The organism is Mycolicibacter engbaekii (assembly GCF_002101585.1).
Taxonomy (GTDB): Bacteria; Actinomycetota; Actinomycetes; order Mycobacteriales; family Mycobacteriaceae; genus Mycobacterium; species Mycobacterium engbaekii.
On record NZ_LQOT01000021.1, the window covers coordinates 65,265 to 85,874 of the forward strand.

Genomic DNA, 20,610 nt, shown 5'->3' on the forward strand with positions numbered 1-20,610 from the left:
GCGGCCTTCGCTGTCGACGCTCACCACGCAGGTCTAGCAGACGCCGCCGACCCCGGCCGCCGGTGGATCGCCGGTGGAACGGGTTGTGCATCGGCGTACACAGCACCGGCGGCGCCCCATTACTTTGCTGCGGTATGCCCGACCAGTGTGGCGCCCATACCCGCGCCGCGCGCGGCGCAGAATCCGGCCTCGCCGCGCGGTTGCGCATCGCCGCGGTGGCCGATCAGTTGCTGGTCGCGACGGTGGCCGACGCCGCCGGGCGCGCCCACAGCGGGCTGGGGCACCTCGATGCCATCGGCGCGCAGATCCGCGCCGCGCTGGCCGACCCCCCGGGGCCGGCCTGGGACTGCCCGGCCGGCCGCCGCGAGTTCCAGCTCGTGCTGGCCGCCAAGGCCCGCGACATCGGCCGGGTGATCGCCGACGCCGCGACGCACAACCGGCTGCAGGCGGCCCTGATTCGCCCGGCCGGTGCCGGCTACGGGATACCGGCCCGCGTGCGTGACCGGAGCAACCGGCAGGCACTGGCCGAGGACATCCGGCGCGCGGACGGCGAGCCGCGCCCGGTCGGCGCTCGGTACGAGAACGCGCTGCGGGTCCGTGAGGCCCTCGCGGCCAACGGCGACGCCGGCGCCGAATCGGTGCTGCTGCTCACCTATGAACCGGCGGCGTTCGACGGCCGGGGACGGGCCGTGATCGCGATCGGCGATCCCGACACCGCCGACAACACCACCGTGTTGATCCCCGGGGCACAAAGCAGCGTCCGGACCGGCTACCTGTCGCGCCCGGACGGCCGAAACGTCTACCGCGAGGCGACCCGGGCCGATCCCGAGCGCACCAACTCGGTCATCCTGTGGATGGGTTACCGCGCTCCAGACAGTCTGCTGGATCCGGCTGTGGCGCAACCGTTTGCCGCCCGGGCCGGCGGCCGGCTGCTGGCCGCCGACCTCAACGCCCTGGCGGCGTCGCACATCGGCACCGCCCACGTCACGGTGGTGGGACACTCCTACGGCTCCACGACGGTGGCCGATGCCGCAGCCGGCGCGGGGCTGCGCGCCGACGACGTGGTGCTCGTCGGATCGCCGGGAACCGACCTGGCGCGCAGCGCCAACGACTTTCACCTACCGGCATCAGGACATGTGTACGTGGGGGCGGCGTCGTCGGATCCGATCGCCGGACTGGGCGGTCAGCCACAACTGAGCCTGCCGGGCACGTCGGCGACGGTGGGGCTGGGCGCCGACCCGGCGGCCGACGGTTACGGGTCCACCCGCTTCAAGGCCGAAGTCCGCGGTGTCGCGTTACCCGCGACCGGCCACAGCAGCTACTTCGATCCCGACGGCGAGTCGCTGTTCAGTATCGGCGACATCGCCTCCGGGCACGGCGACGCGCTGGCTGGCCACCACATGACCGCGCTGCACCGGCGCCGCCTGCCGGCCTTCGATCCGGAACGGTTTCGACTGGGCACCGGCGGCCACCGGCATTGACCGCCAGCCGATTTCAGCTCGCGGACGACCTTGCGTCACCACCCGACCGGCCGAAGAAGAACCCGGCGGTGATGAGCAGTTGGGCTGCGGCATAGGCCCACCAGATCGGCACCGCCAGCAGTTCATTGCCCAGCACGAACTTACTGGCGCCGATCATGGCGTCCGACGCCGCAAAACACACCGCTCCGATCGCGGTCCAGGGGGTGGGCAGCTTCGCCAGCAGGGCGACGCACACCATGGCGCCGAGCACCCCGACGTAGACCACCACCGGCACGGTCATACCCTCGCGCGCCAACCCCGGCCAGAACCAGACCAGCAGCACCAGGCAGCTCGCAATGACCAGCCCCGGCCCGATCAGCCGTTGCCGCGACACCACCGCCAGCGGCAACAGCGCGCCGAGATAGCACAGGTGCGCCACCAGAAACGCGGTCAGGCCCGCCACGAACGACGGTTCCCACCAAGGGATCGCCAGCAGCCAGTCACCGGTCGCCGAGAAGACGAGCGCCGGAATCAGCCACCGTGCCTCCCGCAGGATCGGGTGAGCCGCCGCGGCGACGGCCAGCAGCACCGCCATGGACGCCTTGAAAGCCGGCTGGCCGATCCATTGCCCGGTCAGCTCCTCACCGGGCCCCGACCGCAACGCCACCACCGTCAGGAAGATGCCGTAACCCACGCCAAGCCATCCGGCCGCGGCCCAGCCGGTGAAGACCCGGCGGGTTGCGTACGGTGTTTCCATGCCAGCAATCGACCCCATAATGCTGAAGGTACTGGACGCCGTCCCTTTCCGACTAACCCTCGACGACGGTGTCGTCGCGGCGCGCCGCGCGATGCGCGACCTGCCGCGCCGCCCGGTGCATCCGGACCTGCCTGCCGAGGACCGGGTGATCGAAGGCCCGGGCGGTGACCTGCCGATCCGCATCTACCGGCCCGCGGGCAGCGAATCCGGAGACGCGCCGGTGGTGGTGTTCTTCCACGGCGGCGGTTTCGTCGCCGGAGACCTCGAGACCCACGACGGCACGGCCCGCATGCATGCCGCCGGCGCCGAGGCGGTGGTGGTGTCGGTGGACTACCGGCTGGCCCCCGAGCACCCGTTTCCGGCCGCGGTGCACGACGCGCTGGCGGCGGTCGAGTGGGTGGCGGCACACGCCGGCGAACTGGGCGTGGATCCGGCCCGGCTGGCGGTGGCCGGCGACTCGGCCGGCGGCAACCTGGCCGCGGTGGTCGCACAACTGGCCCGCGATGCCGGCGGACCGGCGATCGCCTTCCAGCTGCTGTGGTACCCGGCGACCACCTACGACGGCAGCCTGCCGTCGTTCAGCGAGAACGCCCAGGCCCCGATCATCGACAGCAAGGCGATCGCGGCCCTGACGCTGGCCTACGCCGGGCACGTCGATCTGACCGACCCGCCGCCCACCCTGGCTCCGGCGCGCGCCGCGAATCTGGCCGGCCTGCCGCCGGCCTACATCGCGGTGGCCGGCCACGATCCGCTGCGCGACGACGGCATCCGTTACGGCGAGCTGCTGGCCGCCGCCGGGGTCCCGGTGCAGGTACACAACGCCGAGACGATGATTCACGGCTACCTGGGTTACGCCGGGGTCATTCCGGCGGCAACCGAGGCCGCCGATCGCGGGCTGGCCGCGCTGAAGGCGGCCCTGACCGAAACGGCGTGATGGTCCGATGCGGCTGAACCAGGTCACCGTCGGCAGCACCGACCTGGACCGCGCCGAGCGGTTCTACCGGCTCCTGGGTTTGCAGCTGATCGTCAAGACAGCGGACTATCTGCGCTTCGAATGCCCGTCGGGGGACAGCACCTTTTCGGTGGCGCGCGTCGGTGCAGTTCCGGCCGCCGAACAGGTGACGATCTATTTCGAGGTCGACGACGTCGACGAGCAGTACCAGCGGTTGCGCGCATCGATCGAGTTCGCCCAGGAGCCGGCCGACATGCCGTGGCTGTGGCGGGAAGCCCGGTTGCGCGACCCCGACGGCCACCGGCTGTGCCTGTTCCACGGCGGCGCCGCCAGGCGTGATCCGCCGTGGCGCCTGCCACCGGAGGATTTGACCTAACACCGCCCCGGCCCCGCGGCATGCGCGCTACCGTCGACCTCGATCGACATCGGCGATGAGGAGCATCAGGCGTGACCGAGCAGCCCGACCACGAGGTTGTGATCGTCGGCGCCGGATTCTCCGGCATCGGGGCGGCGATCAACCTCGACCGCGCCGGAATGGCGGACTATGCGATTCTCGAGGCCGGCGACGGCGTGGGCGGAACCTGGCACTGGAACACCTATCCCGGTATCGCCGTGGACATCCCGTCGTTTTCCTACCAGTTCTCCTTCGAACAGAGCGCGCACTGGTCGCGCACGTATGCCCCCGGCCGGGAACTGAAGGCCTACGCCGAGCACTGCGTCGACAAATACGGTCTGCGCTCCCGAATCCGATTCGCCACCAACGTGCTGGGGGCGACCTTCGACGAAGACCGCGGCTGCTGGCGGGTCCAGACCGAAGCGCGCGGAGCCCGCGGCGAGGTCAGCGCCCGGTTCCTGATCAACGCCAGCGGAGTGCTGACCACTCCGAAGATGCCCGACATCGCCGGTGTCGACACCTTCGCCGGGGTGCGCATCCACACCGCACGCTGGGACCACTCGCAAGACCTGACCGGCAAGCGCGTGGCGGTGATCGGCACGGGTGCCTCTGCGGTACAGGTGATTCCGGAGATCGCACCGGTCGTCTCCTCGCTCACGGTGTTTCAGCGGACCCCGATCTGGTGTTTTCCGAAGTTCGATATGCCGCTGCCCGGCCCGGCCCGCTGGGCGATGCACCTTCCCGGCGGCAAGGCGCTGCAGCGGCTGGCCAGTCAGGCCTACGTCGAGGCGACCTTCCCCATCGCAGCGCAGTACTTCACGGTGTTTCCCCTGGCCAAGCGGATGGAGGCTGCCGGGCGGGCGTTTCTGCGCCGGCAGGTGCACGATCCGCAGCTGCGTGAGCAGCTCACCCCGCGCTACGCCCCCGGGTGCAAACGGCCCGGCTTCCACAACAGTTACCTGTCGACCTTCAACCGCGACAACGTGACGCTGGTGGTCGACCCCATCGACCGGATCACCCCCACCGGGGTCGTGACCGCAGACGGAACCGCGCACGAAGTCGATGTCCTGATCCTGGCCACCGGGTTCAAGGTGATGGACAGCGACACCGTTTCCACCTTCGCCGTCACCGGGGCGGGCGGGCAGACCTTGAGCCGGTACTTCGAGGAGAATCGGCTGCAGGCCTACGAAGGGGTCAGCATCCCGGGGTTCCCCAACATGTTCAGCGTGTTCGGCCCCTACGGCTACGTCGGCTCATCGTATTTCGCGCTCATCGAGGCCCAGACCCACCACATCGTGCGATGCCTGAAAAGCGCGCGCAGCCGCGGGGCGCGGCGCATCGAGATCTCCGAGGCGGCCAACGCCCGCTACTTCGCCGAGATGATGCGCAAACGGCACCGGCAGATCTTCTGGCAGGACAGCTGCCAGTTGGCCAACAGCTACTACTTCGACAAGAACGGCGACGTTCCGCTGCGTCCCGCCACCACGGTCGAGGCCTACTGGCGCAGTAGGCACTTCGACCTCGACGACTACCGATTCAGCGCCTGACTTTACGGCGAGCAGACGCAAAAGCCCCCAATTTCGGTCCGAAATGGGGGCGTTTGCATCTGCTCGGCGAGGGAACCGGATCAGATGGCGCGCTTGAGGTCGTCGACCTTGTCGAGCTGCTCCCACGGCAGTTCGATGTCGGTGCGGCCGAAGTGGCCGTATGCGGCGGTCGGGGCGTAGATCGGCCGCAGCAGGTCCAGGTCACGCACGATCGCGCCGGGGCGCAGGTCGAAGACCTCGGGCACGATCTTCTCGATCTTGACCGGGTCGACGGTGGCGGTGCCGAAGGTCTCGATGAACAGGCCGACCGGTGCGGCCTTGCCGATGGCGTAGGCGACCTGCACCTCGACGCGCTGCGCCAAGCCCGCGGCGACGATGTTCTTGGCCACCCAGCGCATCGCGTACGCGGCCGAGCGGTCCACCTTCGACGGGTCCTTACCGGAGAAGGCGCCGCCGCCGTGGCGAGCCCAGCCGCCGTAGGTGTCGACAATGATCTTGCGGCCGGTCAGACCGGCGTCACCCATCGGCCCGCCGACGACGAAGTTGCCGGTCGGATTGATCAGCACGCGGGTCGACGAGGAGTCCAGCGTCTCGTGGGCCAACTCGGCAAGCACGGTGGAGATGACGTGCTCCCGCAGGTCGGGGTCCAGGGTCTTGACCAGGTCGATGCCCTCGGCGTGCTGGGTGGAGATCACCACGGTGTCCAGCCGGGTCGGGACGTCATCTTCGTACTCGATGGTGACCTGGGTCTTGCCGTCCGGACGCAGGTAGTCCAGCGTGCCGTTCTTGCGAACCTCGGTCAGCCGCCGCGAGAGTCGGTGGGCCAGCGCGATGGGCAAGGGCATCAGTTCCGGGGTGTCGGCGATCGCGTAGCCGAACATCAGGCCCTGGTCGCCGGCGCCCTGAGAGTCCAGCGGGTCGGCCGCGCCCTCGACGCGGGCTTCGTGCGCGGTGTCGACGCCCTGGGCGATGTCGGGCGACTGTGCGCCGATGCCGATGTTGACGCCGCAGCTCGCGCCGTCGAAGCCCTTCTCCGACGAGTCGTAGCCGATCTCCAGGATGCGCTCACGCACGGTGTTGGTGATGTTGGCAAACGCCTCGCGGGCGTTGGTCGTGACCTCACCGACGACGTGGACCTGGCCGGTGGTGACCAGGGTCTCCACGGCGACACGCGAGCGGGGGTCATCGGCGAGCAGCGCGTCGAGCACCGAATCGCTGATGGCGTCACAGATCTTGTCGGGGTGGCCTTCTGTCACCGACTCGCTGGTGAACAGCCGTCCCTTTTCGCTCACAATGTCGCCTTCCGGGTTATCGATCACACGTTCGCTCGGGCAAATATAGCTATGTGGTCCTCGGGACAGCCTGGCAGCCCGGTGCCTCATCCCCCACGGCGAGAACCTGAACGAATCGCCCCTGCGAGCGCCCACTCTACCGCCCGCCGCGCACGCCGCCACTCGGGGTTGAGCCGCCGGGCACCGGGCCTGGCGCGCCGCCCGATCACGGCGCCGATGTCTCCACCCGCACCGCCCAGCCCACCAGTGACCGCAGATAGCGCAGCACCAGTTCGTCGGGATAGGCCTGCGGGTCGGTCAGATGCAGCAGAGCCAGCTCCTCCAGGGACGACAGCAACAGCCGCGCCGTCGCACCGCCGGCATCGACGGGGCGGCCCACCAGCCGCGACAGCCGTCCGGCGGCGAGGTTGCGGGCATAGCGGCGGCCCAGCTCCGTGCGGGCCTGCAACTGCGGCGGGGCGCCTGCGGGCGGGCTCAGGATGATGCGCCAGCTGGTGGGCGCGGCATGCAGATAGGCCAGGATGCCGCGCCCGAGCGTGTCCGGGTCGTCGGCCAGCGCGCCCTCCACACTTTGCATCCCGGCGAACGCAACCCCGGACTCACGGTCCAGCAGGGCCGACATCAGCCCGGCCAGGTCGCCGAAATTCTGGTACACCACGGTGCGGGTGACCTCGGCGGCACGGGCCACCCGTTCGATGCTCACCGCGGCGAAACCCTCGGCGGCGACGATGTCACGGGCGTGGTCGAGCAGTTGCGATCGCCGGGCCTGCGCCGACATCCGCCGCCGCGGCTGCGGCCGGGCGTTCATCTGGGGTCCGGCAGCTCGAGCAGCAGGTCCACGGCGCGGGCCGCGCTCTGTACGGCGCTCTCCATGGTCGCCGACCAGTCGGCGCGGGTCCAATCCCCGGCGAGCACCAACCCGGGAACCGACGTGCGCTGGTCCGGGCGCAGCCCGTCGGTGCCCACCACCTGCGAGAAGGTGGCTTTGGGCATCTTGACCACCTGCGCGGCAACCACATTCGCCTCCGCGGCGGCGGGATAGTAACGACGCAGCAGGTCCATCTGCTCGGCCACGATCTGCTCGTTGGACCGGTGGATCTGTTCGTAGGCGCCGCTGGTGGTCAGGCAGTACAACCAGGCGCCGTCCGGCTCGCGGCGGTGCATCCGCTGGCGGTCGAACACCTCGTCGATGACACCGGTGCCGCCGATGATCGACTCCATGGCCGCTTCGGTTCCCAGCGGCCGGTCCAGGTAGAGGTTGGTGCTCACGATCGGCGTGTAGTGCAGCTTCTCCGCCGCGGCGTAGATCTCGGCGTGCTCGGGCAGATCGTCGAGCAGCCCGGCGATATTGGAGTTGGGCACCGCGCACACCACCGCATCGGCCGGCACTTCGGTGCCGTCCGCCAGCACGACGGCGCGCACCGCGTTGTCAGCCACCACGATCCGGCGGGCCACGGCCCGATAGCGCACCTCGACGCCGTGCCGGTCGAAAACGTCGAGCGCTCCCGAGATGTAGAGCGTGTCCAGGTCGGTGGTCGGGTAGCCGATGGTCACCGCCCGGCGATGGCGCAGTCCGAGCCGGATGCCGGTGGCGAGCACGTCGGCGAAGACCTTGGCCGAACCCCGATCGACCGGCTCTGCGGCGATCCCCAGCGCCAGCCAGTCCCACACCGCCTCCCGTGCGCGGGCGGGCATCCCGACCCGCCGAAGCCACTTGTCGGTGCTGAGATTGGGCAGGTCTGCGGGCTGAAACAGTGCCTCACCCGCCAGGCGCACGGTCGCCACGGCGGTGCGCAGCCGGTCGACGAGGCTGGCCTCGGGGTGCGGCCCGAACAGCGACCGCACCGCACCGATCCCCCGGGTCACCATGGTGGTGCTGGCCCCGCCGGGCCAGCGCAGCGTGCCGCCGGTCGGAAACTCCACCATCGAGCGGGTGCCGACGCTGGTCAGGTAGCGGAACAGGTGCTCATAGCCGCTGGCGATCACATGCTGACCGTTGTCGGCGGGGTCGACGATTCCCGGCACGCTCATCGCCTGGGTGCGTCCGCCGAGCCGCCCGCGGCGCTCGAGCAGCGTCACCTTCTTGCCCGCCTCGGCCAGCCACACCGCCGAGGCCAGGCCCGCCAGGCCGCCCCCGATCACCACATAGCGTCGATCGTCCACACCCAGCTCCTCTCGAATAACTTACGAATCGAAAGTTAGCCCACCGGGGCTGGGTGATCAATGGTTGTGCGCTGGGCCGGTGGCGCTGCCGCCCCGGGCGTCACTCGCGATGGCCGCCCAGGAACGCCACGACGGCGTCCACGATGCGGCTGGCCATCAGGGTTTTGGACCCCGGCTCCAGCGCGGACTCGGCGCCGTCGGCGGCCAGCAGCCACCCGTCGTTGTGGTCTACCTCGAAGGCGCGGCCGTCCCCGACCGCGTTCACCACCAGCAGGTCGCAGCCCTTGCGGTGCAGCTTGGCGCGGGCGTGGAACAGCACGTCGCCGTTCTCGTCGCCGGTCTCGGCGGCGAACCCGACAATGGCCCGCATGTGGGGCAACTGGCCCTCGGCGCGCGCCCGGACCGCGCCGGCCAGCACGTCGTCGTTGCGCACCAGCTCGATGGTCGGCTCTCCGGCGCTGTCGGGCCCCTTCTTGATCTTGGCCTGGGCCATACGGGCCGGCCGGAAGTCGGCCACCGCCGCCGCCATCACCAGCACGTGCGCCTCGGGGGCGTGCTTAGCCACCGCGTCCTGCAACTGCTGGGCGGAGCTGACGTGTACGACATGAACGCCGGCCGGATCGATCAGCCCGGCGGTGTGCGCGGCGATCAAGGTGACCTCGGCGCCGCGCTGGGCTGCCACCCGGGCCACGGCGTAGCCCTGCTTGCCCGAGCTGCGGTTGCCGATGAACCGGACCGGGTCGATGGGCTCGCGGGTGCCGCCGGCGGTCACCAGCACCCTCTGGCCGGCCAGGTCATAGGGCAGCGCGTCGGCCCGCTCCAGCAGCAACGAGGCCAGCGTCGTGATCTCCTCGGCCTCGGGCAGCCGGCCCGGGCCGGTGTCGGCGCCGGTCAACCGGCCCGACGCGGGCTCAAGGACGACCGCGCCACGCTGCCGCAGCGTCGACACGTTGCTGGCGGTGGCCGGATGCTGCCACATCTCGGTGTGCATGGCCGGGGCGAACAGCACCGGACAACGGGCGGTGAGCAAGGTGGCGGTCAGCAGGTCGTCGGCGCGGCCGGCGACCGCGCGGGCCAGCAGGTCCGCGGTGGCGGGCGCCACCACCACCAGGTCGGCCTGCTGGCCGATGGCGACATGGGGGACGCCGGGGACGTCGTCGAAGACCCCGGTGTGGACCGGCTGGCCCGAGAGCGCCTCGAAGGTGGCCGCCCCGACGAACCGCAGCGCGGACTGCGTCGGTACGACCCGTACGGAGTGGCCCGCCTCGGTCAGCTGCCGGACCACGGTGCACGCCTTGTAGGCGGCGATGCCCCCGGAGACACCGACGACGACCCGCTTCTGGCCCATCGGCACGATCCGCCCTGCCCGGCTCGGACTACTCGCCTTCGGTGTATTCGAGCAGGTCGCTGTGGATCTCGCGCAGCGCGATCGACAGCGGCTTCTCCTGCAGGCCGGGCTCGACCAGCGGCCCGACGTACTCGAGGATGCCCTCGCCGAGCTGGTTGTAGTAGTCGTTGATCTGCCGCGCCCGCTTAGCGGCGTAGATCACCAGGGCGTACTTGCTCGACGCACGCTGGAGCAGCTCGTCGATGGGCGGGTTGGTGATGCCGAGCGGCGTGTCGTAACCGCCGATCAACGCCGGGTCGAACGTGTCGGCGTCAGTCGCCACGGCCGAGTCGGTCTGCGAAGTACTCACGTAAGAAAATCTCCTGAAGCTCGTTGGCGAAGGGGCGGGTCACGCCTGCTGGGTGTCGTCCGGGTAGCTCAAACCGCGCCCGGGGCGGAATCCACCAGCAAGGATACCAATTCTGAGCAGGCGGTTTCCAATCGACTGTTGACAACCACCGTGTCGAAGTCGCCCTGCGCCGCCAACTCGGTGCGTGCGGTGGCCAGCCGGCGTTGCATGACGTCGGCGGACTCGGTGCCGCGGCCCACCAGCCGGGCCTCCAACGTCTGCCAGTCCGGCGGGGCCAAAAACACCGTCACAGCCTCCGGCAGGGCCCTTTTGATGGCCCGGGCCCCAGCCAGGTCGACCTCGATCAGCACGGGCCGGCCACAGCGGGTGGCCTCGGCGACGGGGGCGGCGGGCGTACCCGACCGCTGCAGGCCGCCGTGGATGTCGGCCCATTCCAGCAGCGCGTTTTCCTCGATAAGCCGGTCGAACTGCGCCGGCGTGACAAATCGGTAATCGACGCCGTCCACCTCGCCGGGCCGGGGAGCCCGGGTAGTGGCCGACACACTGAAAAACAGGTCCGGTACCCGCTCGCGCAGGCACCGGACCACGCTCGACTTACCGACCGCGGATGGACCGGACAGCACCACTACGCGTCCCGCGCGCGTGCTGCCCGGCCCTCCACCGGTATTCACTGCCGGGTCAGGAGAAGTCGAACTTCTCCAGCAGCGCCTTGCGCTGCCGGTCGCCCAGGCCGCGCAGCCGGCGGGTGGGGGCGATCTCCAGCTCGGTCATGATCTCCTGCGCCTTGACCTTGCCGACCTTCGGCAATGCCTCCAGCAGCGCAGACACCTTCATCTTGCCCAGGACCTCGTCGGTCTCGGCGTCCTTGAGCACCTGCTTGAGGTTGGTGCCGCCACGCTTGAGCCGGTCCTTGAGCTCCGCTCGGGCCCGACGTGCGGCCGCCGCCTTCTCCAACGCAGCGGCGCGCTGCTCGTCGGTCAACTGGGGAAGGGCCACGATTCCTCCGTCTCGTCATCATCGACACCGTCGATGTTTTCCTTGTCCCGGCCAGGTACTCCGGCCAGAGACGACGACCGTACCCACGCCGTCTGACGAAATCTAACCCCACCCCCCGATTACGGCTACAAATGCGCAGCGTATGGCGGCTGAACCCGACCCTCGTCCCGTCCTCGGCAGCGGCCTCACCGACCGGCCGCCGACTGCTGACGGGCCCCGAAACCGGACCGCAAAAAGGGCCTCTAGCTGGGGTTTCCCATAGGCTCGGGGAGGCCGTCGCGGTGGGCTGCACACACCTGCGCGGGGCGCCGGGCGGACCTGCCGAACCCGGGCGTCATCGAATTGGTGCCGCACGGCGTGTCGCGCGTGTCGCAGCGGGTCCAACTACGCCCCGTAGTTGCCCCCGCGGCGCGGGCGCCACCGGCCCAGGGCCCGCCCCGGCCCGGCCGCCCCGCGGTCGCGTCAGCCGGCCGCCAGGTACGCCACGGCGTCGCGCAGCCGCTCGGCCGCGGCGCGCAGCTGCCCGACGTCGGGCCCGGCGCGCAGCACCTCGCGCGACACCGCCGGCAACAGGGTGCCCGGGGCGGCCCCTCCCAGCCCCGCAAGCGCCTCAGGACGGCCACCCTGGGCCCCGACGCCCGGAACCAGCACCGGCCCGCCCAGGGCACTCAGATCGGGCACCTCGGGCAGCGTGGCGCCCACCACGACCCCGATCGAGCCCAGGGTGGCCGCACCCTGCGCCCTGTTCGCCTCCGCGGCCGCGTCGACGATCGCCTGCGCCACGGTGCGCCCGTCGGCGCCCTGGGCGCGCTGCACACTCGCCCCCTCCGGGTTGGAGGTGGCCGCCAGCACGAATACCCCGCGCCGGTGCTCGGCGGCGGTCTCCAGCAGCGGCCGCAACGAGCCGAAGCCCAGGTACGGCGAGGCCGTCACCGCATCGGCGGCCAACGGCGACTCCCCCGCCCAGGCGGCCGCGTAGGCGGCCATCGTGGTACCGATGTCACCGCGCTTGGCGTCGGCCAGCACCAGCACACCGGCCTCGCGCAGCGCCGCCATGGTGCGTTCGAGCACGGCGAATCCGGCCGAGCCGTACGCCTCGAAGAAGGCCACCTGCGGCTTGACGACGGCAAAACCGGCGAAGGCGCTCACGCAGGTCTGGCTGAACGCCTCCAGGCCCTCCGGCGAGGCGGGCAGGCCCCACGCGGCCAGCAGTTCGGGGTGCGGGTCGATGCCCAGGCACAGCGGTCCGCGTTGCGCCGTCGCCGCGGCCAGCCGCGCCCCGAATCCCCCGGACCCCGCCGCCACTAGTGCCCGCCGAGCGTGCTGTGCAGCTCCTGCAGCGAACGCACCCCGATATCGCCCCGGATGCCGGCCTCGATGCCCTGCACCGCCGCGGCCGCACCCTGCACGGTGGTGATGCACGGGATGTTCACGCTGACCGCCGCCGCGCGGATCTCGTAGCCGTCCACCCGCGGGCCGGAATTTCCGTACGGGGTGTTGATCACCAGGTCCACCTCACCGGCCCGGATGGCGTCCACAGCGGACAGGGCCGGACGCGACGGGCTGGGCTCCTCGAAGTTCTTGCGCACCACATCACAGGGAATACCGTTGCGACGCAGCATTTCCGCGGTCCCCTCGGTAGCCAGGACCCGAAAGCCCAGGTCGGCGAGACGCTTGACCGGAAAGACCAGGGATCGCTTGTCGTGGTTGGCCACCGAGACGAAAACCGTGCCCTGGGCCGGCAACGAACCGTAGGCCGCGGTCTGACTCTTGGCGAACGCGGTGCCGAAGTCGCGGTCGATGCCCATCACCTCGCCGGTGGATTTCATCTCCGGACCGAGCAGGGAGTCGATGCCCGAGCCGTCCGCGCGGCGGAAGCGGTGGAACGGCAGCACGGCCTCCTTGACCGCGATCGGGGCGTCCGGGCCGACGGTGGCCCCGTCCCCGGTCGCCGGCAGCAGTCCTTCGGACCGCAGCCCGGCGATGGTGGCGCCCAGCATCACTCGGGAGCAGGCCTTGGCCAGCGGCACCGCGGTCGCCTTGGACACGAACGGGACGGTGCGACTGGCCCGCGGGTTGGCCTCCAAGACATAGAGCACGTCGTCTTTGAGCGCGAACTGCACGTTGAGCAGCCCCACCACGCCGACGCCGTGCGCAATGGCCTCCGTCGCGCGCCGCACCTTCTCGATGTCGCTGCGCCCCAGTGTCACCGGTGGTAGCGCGCAGGCCGAGTCGCCGGAGTGGATTCCGGCTTCCTCGATGTGTTCCATGATGCCGCCGATGTAGACCTCGGTGCCGTCGCACAGCGCGTCCACGTCGATCTCGATGGCGTCTTCCAAGAAGCGATCGACCAGCACCGGGTGCTCCGGGGACAGCTGGGTGGCGCGGGTGATGTAGCCGCGCAGGGTCTCCTCGTCGTAGACGATCTCCATGCCCCGTCCACCGAGCACATAGGAGGGGCGCACCAGGACGGGATAGCCGATGTCGGCGGCAATCCTGCGGGCCTGCTCGAAGGTGGTCGCGGTGCCGTACCGCGGCGCCGGCAGACCGGCCGACGTCAGCACGTCGCCGAAGGCGCCGCGGTCCTCGGCCAGATCGATGGCCTCCGGGCTGGTTCCGACGATGGGAACCCCGGCGTCGGCCAGCCGCTGGGCCAGCCGCAGCGGGGTCTGCCCGCCCAGCTGCACGATCACGCCGACCACCCCCGGGCCGCCCTGACCGGACAGCTGCTCGGCGTAGTAGACCTCGAGTACGTCCTCGAAGGTCAGCGGCTCGAAGTACAGCCGGTCGGCGGTGTCGTAGTCGGTGGACACCGTCTCGGGGTTGCAGTTGATCATCACGGTCTCGAACCCGGCCTGGCTCAAGGTGATCGCGGCGTGCACGCAGCTGTAGTCGAACTCGATCCCCTGGCCGATCCGGTTGGGACCGGATCCCAGGATCAGCACCTTGGGCCGTTGGTTCTGCGGCGCCACCTCGGTCTCGGCGGCAGGGTCGAGCTCGAAAGTGCTGTAGTGATACGGCGTCTTGGAATCGAACTCCGCGGCGCAGGTGTCGACCGTCTTGAACACCGGGTGGATGCCCAGTCGGGACCGCAGCAGCCGCACCCCGTCCTCGCCGGCCAGTTCCGGGCGCAACACCGCGATCTGGTGATCGGACAGACCGTTGTATTTACAGCGGCGCAGCAGGTCGGCGTCGAGCACCGGGGTGTCGACCACCTCGGCGCGCAGCGCGACCAGACCGTTGATCTGTTCGACGAACCAGGGGTCCACCCCGGAGGCCTCGGCGACCTGTTCCACCGACGCTCCCAGGCGCAGCGCCAGCTCGATGTCGTAGAGCCGGCCCTCGGTGGGGACCCGCAGGCGCGCCAGCGCGTCGTCGGCGCCGCCCTCGGGGTCGGGTTTGGTCCAGAATCCGGCACGGTCGGACTCCAGCGACCGCATCACCTTGCCCAGCGACTCGATGAAGTTGCGTCCCAGCGACATCGCCTCGCCGACCGATTTCATGGTGGTGGTCAGCCGCGGATCGGCGCCCGGGAACTTCTCGAACGCAAACCGCGGCGCCTTGACCACGACATAGTCCAGCGCCGGCTCGAAACAGGCCGGGGTCTCCTTGGTGATGTCGTTGACGATCTCGTCGAGGGTGTAGCCGATCGCGAGCTTGGCGGCGATCTTGGCGATCGGGAAACCGGTCGCCTTCGAGGCCAGCGCGCTCGACCGCGACACCCGTGGGTTCATCTCGATCACGATGAGCCGGCCGTCTTGGGGGTTGACCGCGAACTGGATGTTGCAGCCACCGGTGTCCACGCCGACTTCGCGCAGGATGGCGATGCCCAGATCGCGCATGCGCTGGTATTCGCGGTCGGTCAGGGTCATCGCCGGTGCGACCGTCACCGAGTCTCCGGTGTGCACGCCCATCGGGTCGACGTTCTCGATAGAGCAGACCACGACGACGTTGTCGTTGCCGTCGCGCATCAGCTCGAGCTCGAACTCCTTCCACCCGTAGATGGACTCTTCGATCAGCACGTTGGCCGTCGGGGAGGCGGCCAGGCCGTCGCCGGCCATCCGGGCCACCTCGTCGAGGCTGGCCGCCAGGCCCGATCCCAGACCGCCCATGGTGAAGGAGGGCCGGACGACGACGGGCAGCCCGAGTTCGGCGACGGTCTCCTCGACCTCGGCCATGGTGTAGCAGACCCGGGAACGGGCCGACTCGCCACCGACCTTGGCGACGATGTCCTTGAACTGCTGACGGTCCTCCCCGCGCTGGATCGCCTCGAAGTCGGCGCCGATCAACTCGACGCCGTAGCGCTCCAGCACCCCGTGCTCGTGCAGAGCCACCGCGGTGTTCAGGGCGGTCTGCCCGCCCAGCGTGGCCAGCAGCGCATCGACCTTGTTGCCGCGCTCGGCCTGCTGGGCGAGCACCTTCTCGACGAACTCCCAGGTGATGGGCTCGACGTAGGTGTTGTCGGCGTACTCGGGGTCGGTCATGATGGTGGCCGGATTGGAGTTGACCAGGCTCACCTGCAGGCCCTCGGCCTTGAGCACCCGGCAGGCCTGGGTCCCGGAGTAGTCGAACTCGCAGGCCTGGCCGATCACGATCGGCCCGGAGCCGATCACCAGAACGTGCTGCAGATCGGTACGGCGCGGCATTACTTCTCCCCTGCCATCAGGTCGACGAACTGGTCGAACAGGTACTCCGCGTCGTGCGGTCCGGCGGCGGCCTCGGGGTGGTACTGCACCGAGAAGGCCCGCCCGTCGACGAGCTTGACGCCTTCCACGACGCCGTCGTTGGCGCAGGTGTGGCTGACCACCGCCGGCCCGAACTCGGTGTCGAAGCGCTGGCCCGCTTCGCCCTCCAGGGCGAATCCGTGATTCTGCGCGGTCACCGCCACCCGGCCGGTGGCATGGTCCATCACCGGGATATTGATGCCGCGATGCCCGAACGTCATCTTGTAGGTGTTGAGCCCCAGCGCCCGGCCCAGGATCTGGTTGCCGAAACAGATTCCGAAGAGCGGGATTCCGGCTCCGAGCACCTCACGGGTCAACGCCACCGCTGCCTGCGCGGTGGCCGGATCCCCCGGCCCGTTGGACAGAAAGACGCCGTCGGGCCGCAGCTCGGCGATCTGCGCGAAGTCCACCGACGACGGAAGCACATGGGTGCGGATTCCCCGTCGGGAGAAGTTGCGCGGCGTATTGGTCTTGATGCCCAGATCGATCGCGGCGATGGTGAATCGGCACTCGCCGTCGGGTTGCACCACGTAGGGCGCGTCCGTGCTGACCTGCGCGGCCAGATCGGCGCCCAGCATCGACGGCTGCTCGCGAACCCGGTTCACCAGGTCATCCGGCGATGCCAGCGCGTCGCCGGAGAACACCCCGGCCTTCATGGAGCCGAAATTGCGCAGGTGGCGCACCACGGTGCGGGTGTCCACGCCGGCGATACCGACGATGCCCTGGCGTTCCAGCTCGTCTTCCAGCGTGCCGGTGGCCCGCCAGTTCGACGCCCGCGGCGACGGATCGCGCACCACGTAGCCCGCCACCCAGATCTTGTCGTCGCGGCTCTCGCCGTCCTCGTGGTTCCAGCCGGTGTTGCCGATCTGCGGCGCGGTGGCCACCACGATCTGCCGGTGGTAGCTGGGGTCGGTCAGCGTCTCCTGGTACCCCGACATCCCGGTGGAGAACACCGCCTCGCCCAGGGTCTGTCCGACGGCCCCGAACGGTATGCCGGTGAAGGTCCGTCCGTCCTCGAGAACCAGCACCGCACGCGCGTTAGCCAATTGCGCCACTCCTGTTCATCACTACGTCCCCGTCGCCGGCTCCCAGCCGGGGGTGCCCCCATCTCAGCGGCGCACGCATCACTCGTCTTCTTCTGTCCAGCGGCGGTGTTCGGCGCGGTCGTCCGCGCGGAATCCGGTGTCGATCTCGGTGCCCGACGGCAGCCGCCAGCGGATCGCCAGCACGCCGTCGTCAGGCCGGTGGGGCAACGCCGGTATGGCGCGCCCGGCGATGCCGCGCTCGGTCCGCACCGCGATCACCGCGTCCTGGGGGATCCAGATGGGCCGGGCACCGCTGCGCTGCACCATGATCCCCTCGGGGTAGCGGGTCAGCACCGCCTTGGTGCGGTAGCCGAGGTCGCCGGCCACCACCCGGTCGTTCCACTTCGGGGCCAGGGTGCAGCCCAGGTACTGCCCGCGCGTGGCCTCCACGGTGGGCGAACCCACCGTGTCGGGCACCGACGGCAGCGTGCCGATCAAGGCGTCCTGCAGCTGGCCGCGGTGACGCCAACCGCGCATCATCAGCCGGATCACCACGCCGATCAGCACCACCAGCACAAATGCGAAGACCAGCGAACCGATCAACGTGGGGGTGTTCATGCCGGGCTCTTCCCGTCCCGGGCGGTGATCCGGCCGCGCAGCAAGGTGGCGGTGACGGTCGCGGGCAGGGCCATCTCCTCATAAGGAGTGTTGGCCGAGCGGCTGGCCAGCGCTGCGCCGGCGACCACCCAGGTGCTGTCGGGATCGACCACCGTGAGGTTGGCCGGCTCGCCCACTTCCAGGGGGCGGCCCTGATCGGGCAGACCGACGATCTGCGCCGGCCGCTCGCTCATCACCCGGGCGACGTCGCGCCAGGTCATCAGGCCGGTCTGCACCATCGTGGCCACCACCACCGACAGGGCGGTCTGCAGGCCCAGCATGCCGGGCCGGGCCACCGCGAACTCACAGTTCTTCTCGTGTTCGGCGTGCGGCGCGTGGTCGGTGGCCACGCAGTCGATGACACCGTCGGCCAGCGCCTGCCGCAGCGCGAGAGCATCCGATGCCTCCCGCAGCGGCGGGTTGACCCGGTTGCGGCCGTCGTAGTCGGCCAGCCGGCTGTCGTCAAGCATCAGATGATGGGGGGTGACCTCGGCGGTCACCGAGATGCCCTGCGCCTTAGCCCATTTGAGCAGCTCGACCGTGCCGGCCGTGGAAGCGTGGCAGATGTGCAGGCGGGCACCGGCGTCGCGGGCCAACAAGGCGTCCCGGGCCACGATCGACTCCTCGGCGACACGCGGCCAGCCGGCCAGCCCCAGCCGTGCGGCGTTGGGCCCCTCGTGGGCGACCGAGCCGACGGTCAGCCGCGGCTCCTCGGCGTGCTGGGCGATCAGCACCCCCAGGCCGGTCGCGTACTCCAGCGCGCGGCGCATCACCAACGGGTCGGCTACGCAGAGCCCGTCGTCGGAGAACATCCGCACCCCCGCGACGCCGGCGGCCATCATGCCCATCTCGGTCAGCTGCGTGCCGCCGAGGCCGACGGTGACCGCACCCACCGGATGCACATCGACCAGGCCGACCTGTTGTCCGCGCTGCCAGACGTGGTCGGTGACCACCGGCGAATCGGCGACGGGATCGGTGTTGGCCATCGCGAACACCGCGGTGTAACCACCCAGAGCCGCTGCCGCCGAGCCGGTTTCAATGTCTTCGGCGTACTCGCGGCCCGGTTCGCGCAGGTGGGTGTGCAAGTCGACGAAACCGGGCAGCAACACCTGCCCCGGCGCATCGATGACCTCGCAGTCGTCCGGCGCCGGCAGACCCGCACCGATCGCGGCGATCTGGCCGCCCTGCACCAAGACGTCCACCTGGTCGCCTTCGCCGTAACACCGCACTCCGCGGATCAGCACGCTCACGGCGCCCCCTCCCCTGCCGAGCCGGCTTGCACTGCGGGCCCCACCGTCTCGTTACCCACCAACAGGTGGAACAACACCGCCATCCGCACATGTACCCCGTTGGACACCTGTTGCAGCACCGCCGATTGCGAGGAGTCCGCCACCGAGGAGGAGATCTCCATGCCGCGCAGCATCGGGCCGGGGTGCAGGACCGCGGCGTGGTCGGCGAGCAGCGCGCGGCGCTTCTCGCTCAATCCGTAGCGCACCGAGTACTCCCGAGCCGAGGGGAAGAATCCGCCGGTCATCCGCTCGGCCTGCACCCGCAGCATCAGTACCGCGTCGGCGGCGGGCAGCTCCGCGTCCAGGTCGTGACTGACCGTCACCGGCCAGTCGGCCACCCCCACCGGCAGCAGCGTGGGCGGCGCCACCAACACCACCTCGGCGCCCAGGGTGGACAGCAGGCGCACGTTGGAACGGGCCACCCGGCTGTGCACGATGTCACCGACGATGACGATGCGGCGTCCGTCGATTGTGCCGAGGCGCTGCCGCAGGGTCAGCGCATCCAGCAACGCCTGGGTGGGATGCTCGTGGGTGCCGTCACCGGCGTTGATCACAGCGGGGCCGGTCTCACCGGTGCCCGGGGCGCCGGCGGTCCACTCCGAGAGCAGGTGCGCCGCCCCCGAGGACGGGTGGCGGATGATCAGCGCGTCGGCACCGGCTGCCCGCAACGTCAACGCGGTGTCGCGCAGCGACTCCCCCTTGTTGACCGAGGATCCCGACGCCGAGACGTTGATCACGTCGGCGCTCATCCACTTGCCGGCCACCTCGAAGGAGACCCGGGTCCGGGTGGAGTTCTCGTAGAACATGGTGATCACGGTGCGCCCGCGCAGGGTGGGCAGCTTCTTGACTTCGCGGCCGACAAGCGCCTGGGCGAAGCGGTCCGCGTCGTCGAGGATGGCGGTGGCCTCGTCGCGGCTCAGGTCGGCGGCGGCCAGCAGGTGCCGGGCACTCATCGGCTGATCACCACCTGGTCGCGGCCGTCGTGTTCGGCCAGCAGCACATGCACGCTTTCGCCGCGCGCGGTCGGCACGTTCTTGCCCACGTAGTCGGCGCGCACCGGCAGTTCGCGGTGCCCCCGGTCCACCAGCACGGCCAACTGCACGAGGCGGGGGCGCCCCACGTCGCGCAGCGCGTCCAGCGCGGCCCGCACCGAGCGGCCGGCGAACAGCACGTCATCGACCAGAATCACGCAGGCGTCGTCGATGCCGCCCGCCGGGATCGAGGTGGGCTCCAGTGCCCGCGGGGGCTGTCGCATCAGGTCGTCGCGGTACAAGGTGATGTCCAGCGCGCCGTAGCCGACCTCTACCCCGCAGAACTCGTTGATCTTCCCGGCCAGCCGCTGGGCCAGGATCACGCCACGGGTGGGAATGCCCAACAGCACCACCCGCGGGGCATCGGGCCTGTCGGGGTCGTCGAGAGCGGTCTTCTCGATGATCTGATGTGCGATACGAGAAATGGTGCGACCCACATCCGCCGAGGACATCAATTCCCGGTCGGTGCTGGAATTACCGGCAGCGCCCATGCGAAACCGCAGGACCTCCTTCTCCGCCTCGCAGGACGGATCATTAAAGGGGCTTTGTCGAGACTACGTCTCCGCAATCTCGGGTTCCGAGGGTAACAGCCCGGCCGCTTTGAACGTAACCGCACACCACCGAGG

At 70.1% G+C, this 20,610-nt stretch carries 19 protein-coding genes; 4 read left to right on the plus strand and 15 right to left on the minus strand.

Features of this window, described 5'->3' with window-relative positions; translation table 11 throughout:
* The first annotated feature begins 134 nt into the window (after window positions 1-134).
* A complete protein-coding gene (locus tag AWC02_RS05745) occupies window positions 135-1,481 on the plus strand; it encodes an alpha/beta hydrolase (RefSeq protein WP_085127814.1) in 1,347 nt (448 codons plus the stop codon).
* A gap of 13 nt (window positions 1,482-1,494) precedes the next feature.
* On the opposite strand, the gene AWC02_RS05750 is transcribed toward AWC02_RS05745, so the two are convergent.
* Entirely contained in the window at window positions 1,495-2,217 is a 723-nt protein-coding gene (locus AWC02_RS05750; RefSeq protein WP_109560886.1) for a lysoplasmalogenase, read from the minus strand.
* On the opposite strand from AWC02_RS05750, the gene AWC02_RS05755 reads away from it, so the two are divergent.
* The 3 genes from AWC02_RS05755 to AWC02_RS05765 all read left to right on the plus strand — a co-directional run bounded on the left by AWC02_RS05755 (window position 2,216) and on the right by AWC02_RS05765 (window position 5,110).
* The gene (locus AWC02_RS05755) at window positions 2,216-3,151 is read left to right on the plus strand and encodes an alpha/beta hydrolase (protein WP_085127815.1); all 936 of its coding nucleotides are present in this window, start codon (window positions 2,216-2,218) and stop codon (window positions 3,149-3,151) included. The two genes, AWC02_RS05750 and AWC02_RS05755, sit on opposite strands and share 2 nt — an antisense overlap.
* Before the next feature lie 7 nt (window positions 3,152-3,158).
* Window positions 3,159-3,545 carry a VOC family protein gene (locus AWC02_RS05760; RefSeq protein WP_085127816.1) on the plus strand — a complete coding sequence of 129 codons (387 nt, stop codon included), beginning with the start codon at window positions 3,159-3,161 and terminating at the stop codon, window positions 3,543-3,545.
* Between the two features lie 71 nt (window positions 3,546-3,616).
* Window positions 3,617-5,110 (plus strand): flavin-containing monooxygenase, encoded by a 1,494-nt coding sequence (locus AWC02_RS05765; RefSeq protein WP_085127817.1) that lies wholly within the window; start codon window positions 3,617-3,619, stop codon window positions 5,108-5,110.
* Between the two features lie 80 nt (window positions 5,111-5,190).
* Here AWC02_RS05765 and metK read toward each other — a convergent pair whose 3' ends face one another.
* The 14 genes from metK to pyrR form a co-directional block, all read right to left on the minus strand.
* Window positions 5,191-6,402: a methionine adenosyltransferase gene (gene metK, locus AWC02_RS05770; RefSeq protein ID WP_085127818.1), complete on the minus strand. Its 1,212-nt coding sequence runs from the start codon at window positions 6,400-6,402 to the stop codon at window positions 5,191-5,193.
* Window positions 6,403-6,607: 205 nt separating this feature from the next.
* The gene (locus AWC02_RS05775) at window positions 6,608-7,210 is read right to left on the minus strand and encodes a TetR/AcrR family transcriptional regulator (protein WP_085127819.1); all 603 of its coding nucleotides are present in this window, start codon (window positions 7,208-7,210) and stop codon (window positions 6,608-6,610) included.
* Window positions 7,207-8,571, minus strand: a complete 1,365-nt coding sequence (gene hpnE, locus AWC02_RS05780) for a hydroxysqualene dehydroxylase HpnE (RefSeq protein ID WP_085127820.1) — start codon at window positions 8,569-8,571, stop codon at window positions 7,207-7,209. Before hpnE ends, AWC02_RS05775 begins: the two co-directional genes overlap by 4 nt.
* Window positions 8,572-8,665: 94 nt before the next feature.
* On the minus strand, window positions 8,666-9,913 hold the full coding sequence (gene coaBC, locus AWC02_RS05785; RefSeq protein ID WP_085127866.1) for a bifunctional phosphopantothenoylcysteine decarboxylase/phosphopantothenate--cysteine ligase CoaBC: 1,248 nt from the start codon (window positions 9,911-9,913) through the stop codon (window positions 8,666-8,668).
* 28 nt (window positions 9,914-9,941) lie between these two features.
* On the minus strand, window positions 9,942-10,262 hold the full coding sequence (rpoZ, locus tag AWC02_RS05790; RefSeq protein WP_085127821.1) for a DNA-directed RNA polymerase subunit omega: 321 nt from the start codon (window positions 10,260-10,262) through the stop codon (window positions 9,942-9,944).
* Between the two features lie 68 nt (window positions 10,263-10,330).
* On the minus strand, window positions 10,331-10,933 hold the full coding sequence (gene gmk / locus AWC02_RS05795) for a guanylate kinase (RefSeq protein ID WP_085127822.1): 603 nt from the start codon (window positions 10,931-10,933) through the stop codon (window positions 10,331-10,333).
* Between the two features lie 7 nt (window positions 10,934-10,940).
* The gene (gene mihF / locus AWC02_RS05800) at window positions 10,941-11,258 is read right to left on the minus strand and encodes an integration host factor, actinobacterial type (protein ID WP_003932123.1); all 318 of its coding nucleotides are present in this window, start codon (window positions 11,256-11,258) and stop codon (window positions 10,941-10,943) included.
* 462 nt (window positions 11,259-11,720) lie between these two features.
* Window positions 11,721-12,563: an orotidine-5'-phosphate decarboxylase gene (gene pyrF / locus AWC02_RS05805; protein WP_085127823.1), complete on the minus strand. Its 843-nt coding sequence runs from the start codon at window positions 12,561-12,563 to the stop codon at window positions 11,721-11,723.
* On the minus strand, window positions 12,563-15,904 hold the full coding sequence (gene carB, locus AWC02_RS05810) for a carbamoyl-phosphate synthase large subunit (RefSeq protein ID WP_085127824.1): 3,342 nt from the start codon (window positions 15,902-15,904) through the stop codon (window positions 12,563-12,565). The genes pyrF and carB overlap by 1 nt, the downstream gene beginning before the upstream one ends.
* On the minus strand, window positions 15,904-17,028 hold the full coding sequence (gene carA, locus AWC02_RS05815; RefSeq protein WP_085127867.1) for a glutamine-hydrolyzing carbamoyl-phosphate synthase small subunit: 1,125 nt from the start codon (window positions 17,026-17,028) through the stop codon (window positions 15,904-15,906). The genes carB and carA overlap by 1 nt, the downstream gene beginning before the upstream one ends.
* Before the next feature lie 78 nt (window positions 17,029-17,106).
* Window positions 17,107-17,625: a PH-like domain-containing protein gene (locus AWC02_RS05820; RefSeq protein ID WP_085127825.1), complete on the minus strand. Its 519-nt coding sequence runs from the start codon at window positions 17,623-17,625 to the stop codon at window positions 17,107-17,109.
* The gene (locus AWC02_RS05825; protein ID WP_085127826.1) at window positions 17,622-18,914 is read right to left on the minus strand and encodes a dihydroorotase; all 1,293 of its coding nucleotides are present in this window, start codon (window positions 18,912-18,914) and stop codon (window positions 17,622-17,624) included. Before AWC02_RS05825 ends, AWC02_RS05820 begins: the two co-directional genes overlap by 4 nt.
* Complete coding sequence (locus AWC02_RS05830) at window positions 18,911-19,906, minus strand: aspartate carbamoyltransferase catalytic subunit (RefSeq protein ID WP_085127827.1); 996 nt, start codon at window positions 19,904-19,906, stop codon at window positions 18,911-18,913. The genes AWC02_RS05825 and AWC02_RS05830 overlap by 4 nt, the downstream gene beginning before the upstream one ends.
* Window positions 19,903-20,475: a bifunctional pyr operon transcriptional regulator/uracil phosphoribosyltransferase PyrR gene (pyrR, locus tag AWC02_RS05835; RefSeq protein ID WP_085127828.1), complete on the minus strand. Its 573-nt coding sequence runs from the start codon at window positions 20,473-20,475 to the stop codon at window positions 19,903-19,905. Before pyrR ends, AWC02_RS05830 begins: the two co-directional genes overlap by 4 nt.
* Window positions 20,476-20,610: the final 135 nt, after the last annotated feature.

Bases quoted from the DNA above. Each gene is read 5' to 3' on its own strand.
- AWC02_RS05745 (WP_085127814.1), top strand. From the start codon at position 135: ATGCCCGACCAGTGTGGCGCCCATACCCGCGCCGCGCGCGGCGCAGAA.
- AWC02_RS05755 (WP_085127815.1), top strand. From the start codon at position 2,216: ATGCCAGCAATCGACCCCATAATGCTGAAGGTACTGGACGCCGTCCCT.
- AWC02_RS05750 (WP_109560886.1), bottom strand. From the start codon at position 2,217: ATGGAAACACCGTACGCAACCCGCCGGGTCTTCACCGGCTGGGCCGCG.
- AWC02_RS05760 (WP_085127816.1), top strand. From the start codon at position 3,159: ATGCGGCTGAACCAGGTCACCGTCGGCAGCACCGACCTGGACCGCGCC.
- AWC02_RS05775 (WP_085127819.1), bottom strand. From the start codon at position 7,210: ATGAACGCCCGGCCGCAGCCGCGGCGGCGGATGTCGGCGCAGGCCCGG.
- coaBC (WP_085127866.1), bottom strand. From the start codon at position 9,913: ATGGGCCAGAAGCGGGTCGTCGTCGGTGTCTCCGGGGGCATCGCCGCC.
- carB (WP_085127824.1), bottom strand. From the start codon at position 15,904: ATGCCGCGCCGTACCGATCTGCAGCACGTTCTGGTGATCGGCTCCGGG.
- AWC02_RS05820 (WP_085127825.1), bottom strand. From the start codon at position 17,625: ATGAACACCCCCACGTTGATCGGTTCGCTGGTCTTCGCATTTGTGCTG.
- AWC02_RS05830 (WP_085127827.1), bottom strand. From the start codon at position 19,906: ATGAGTGCCCGGCACCTGCTGGCCGCCGCCGACCTGAGCCGCGACGAG.
- pyrR (WP_085127828.1), bottom strand. From the start codon at position 20,475: ATGGGCGCTGCCGGTAATTCCAGCACCGACCGGGAATTGATGTCCTCG.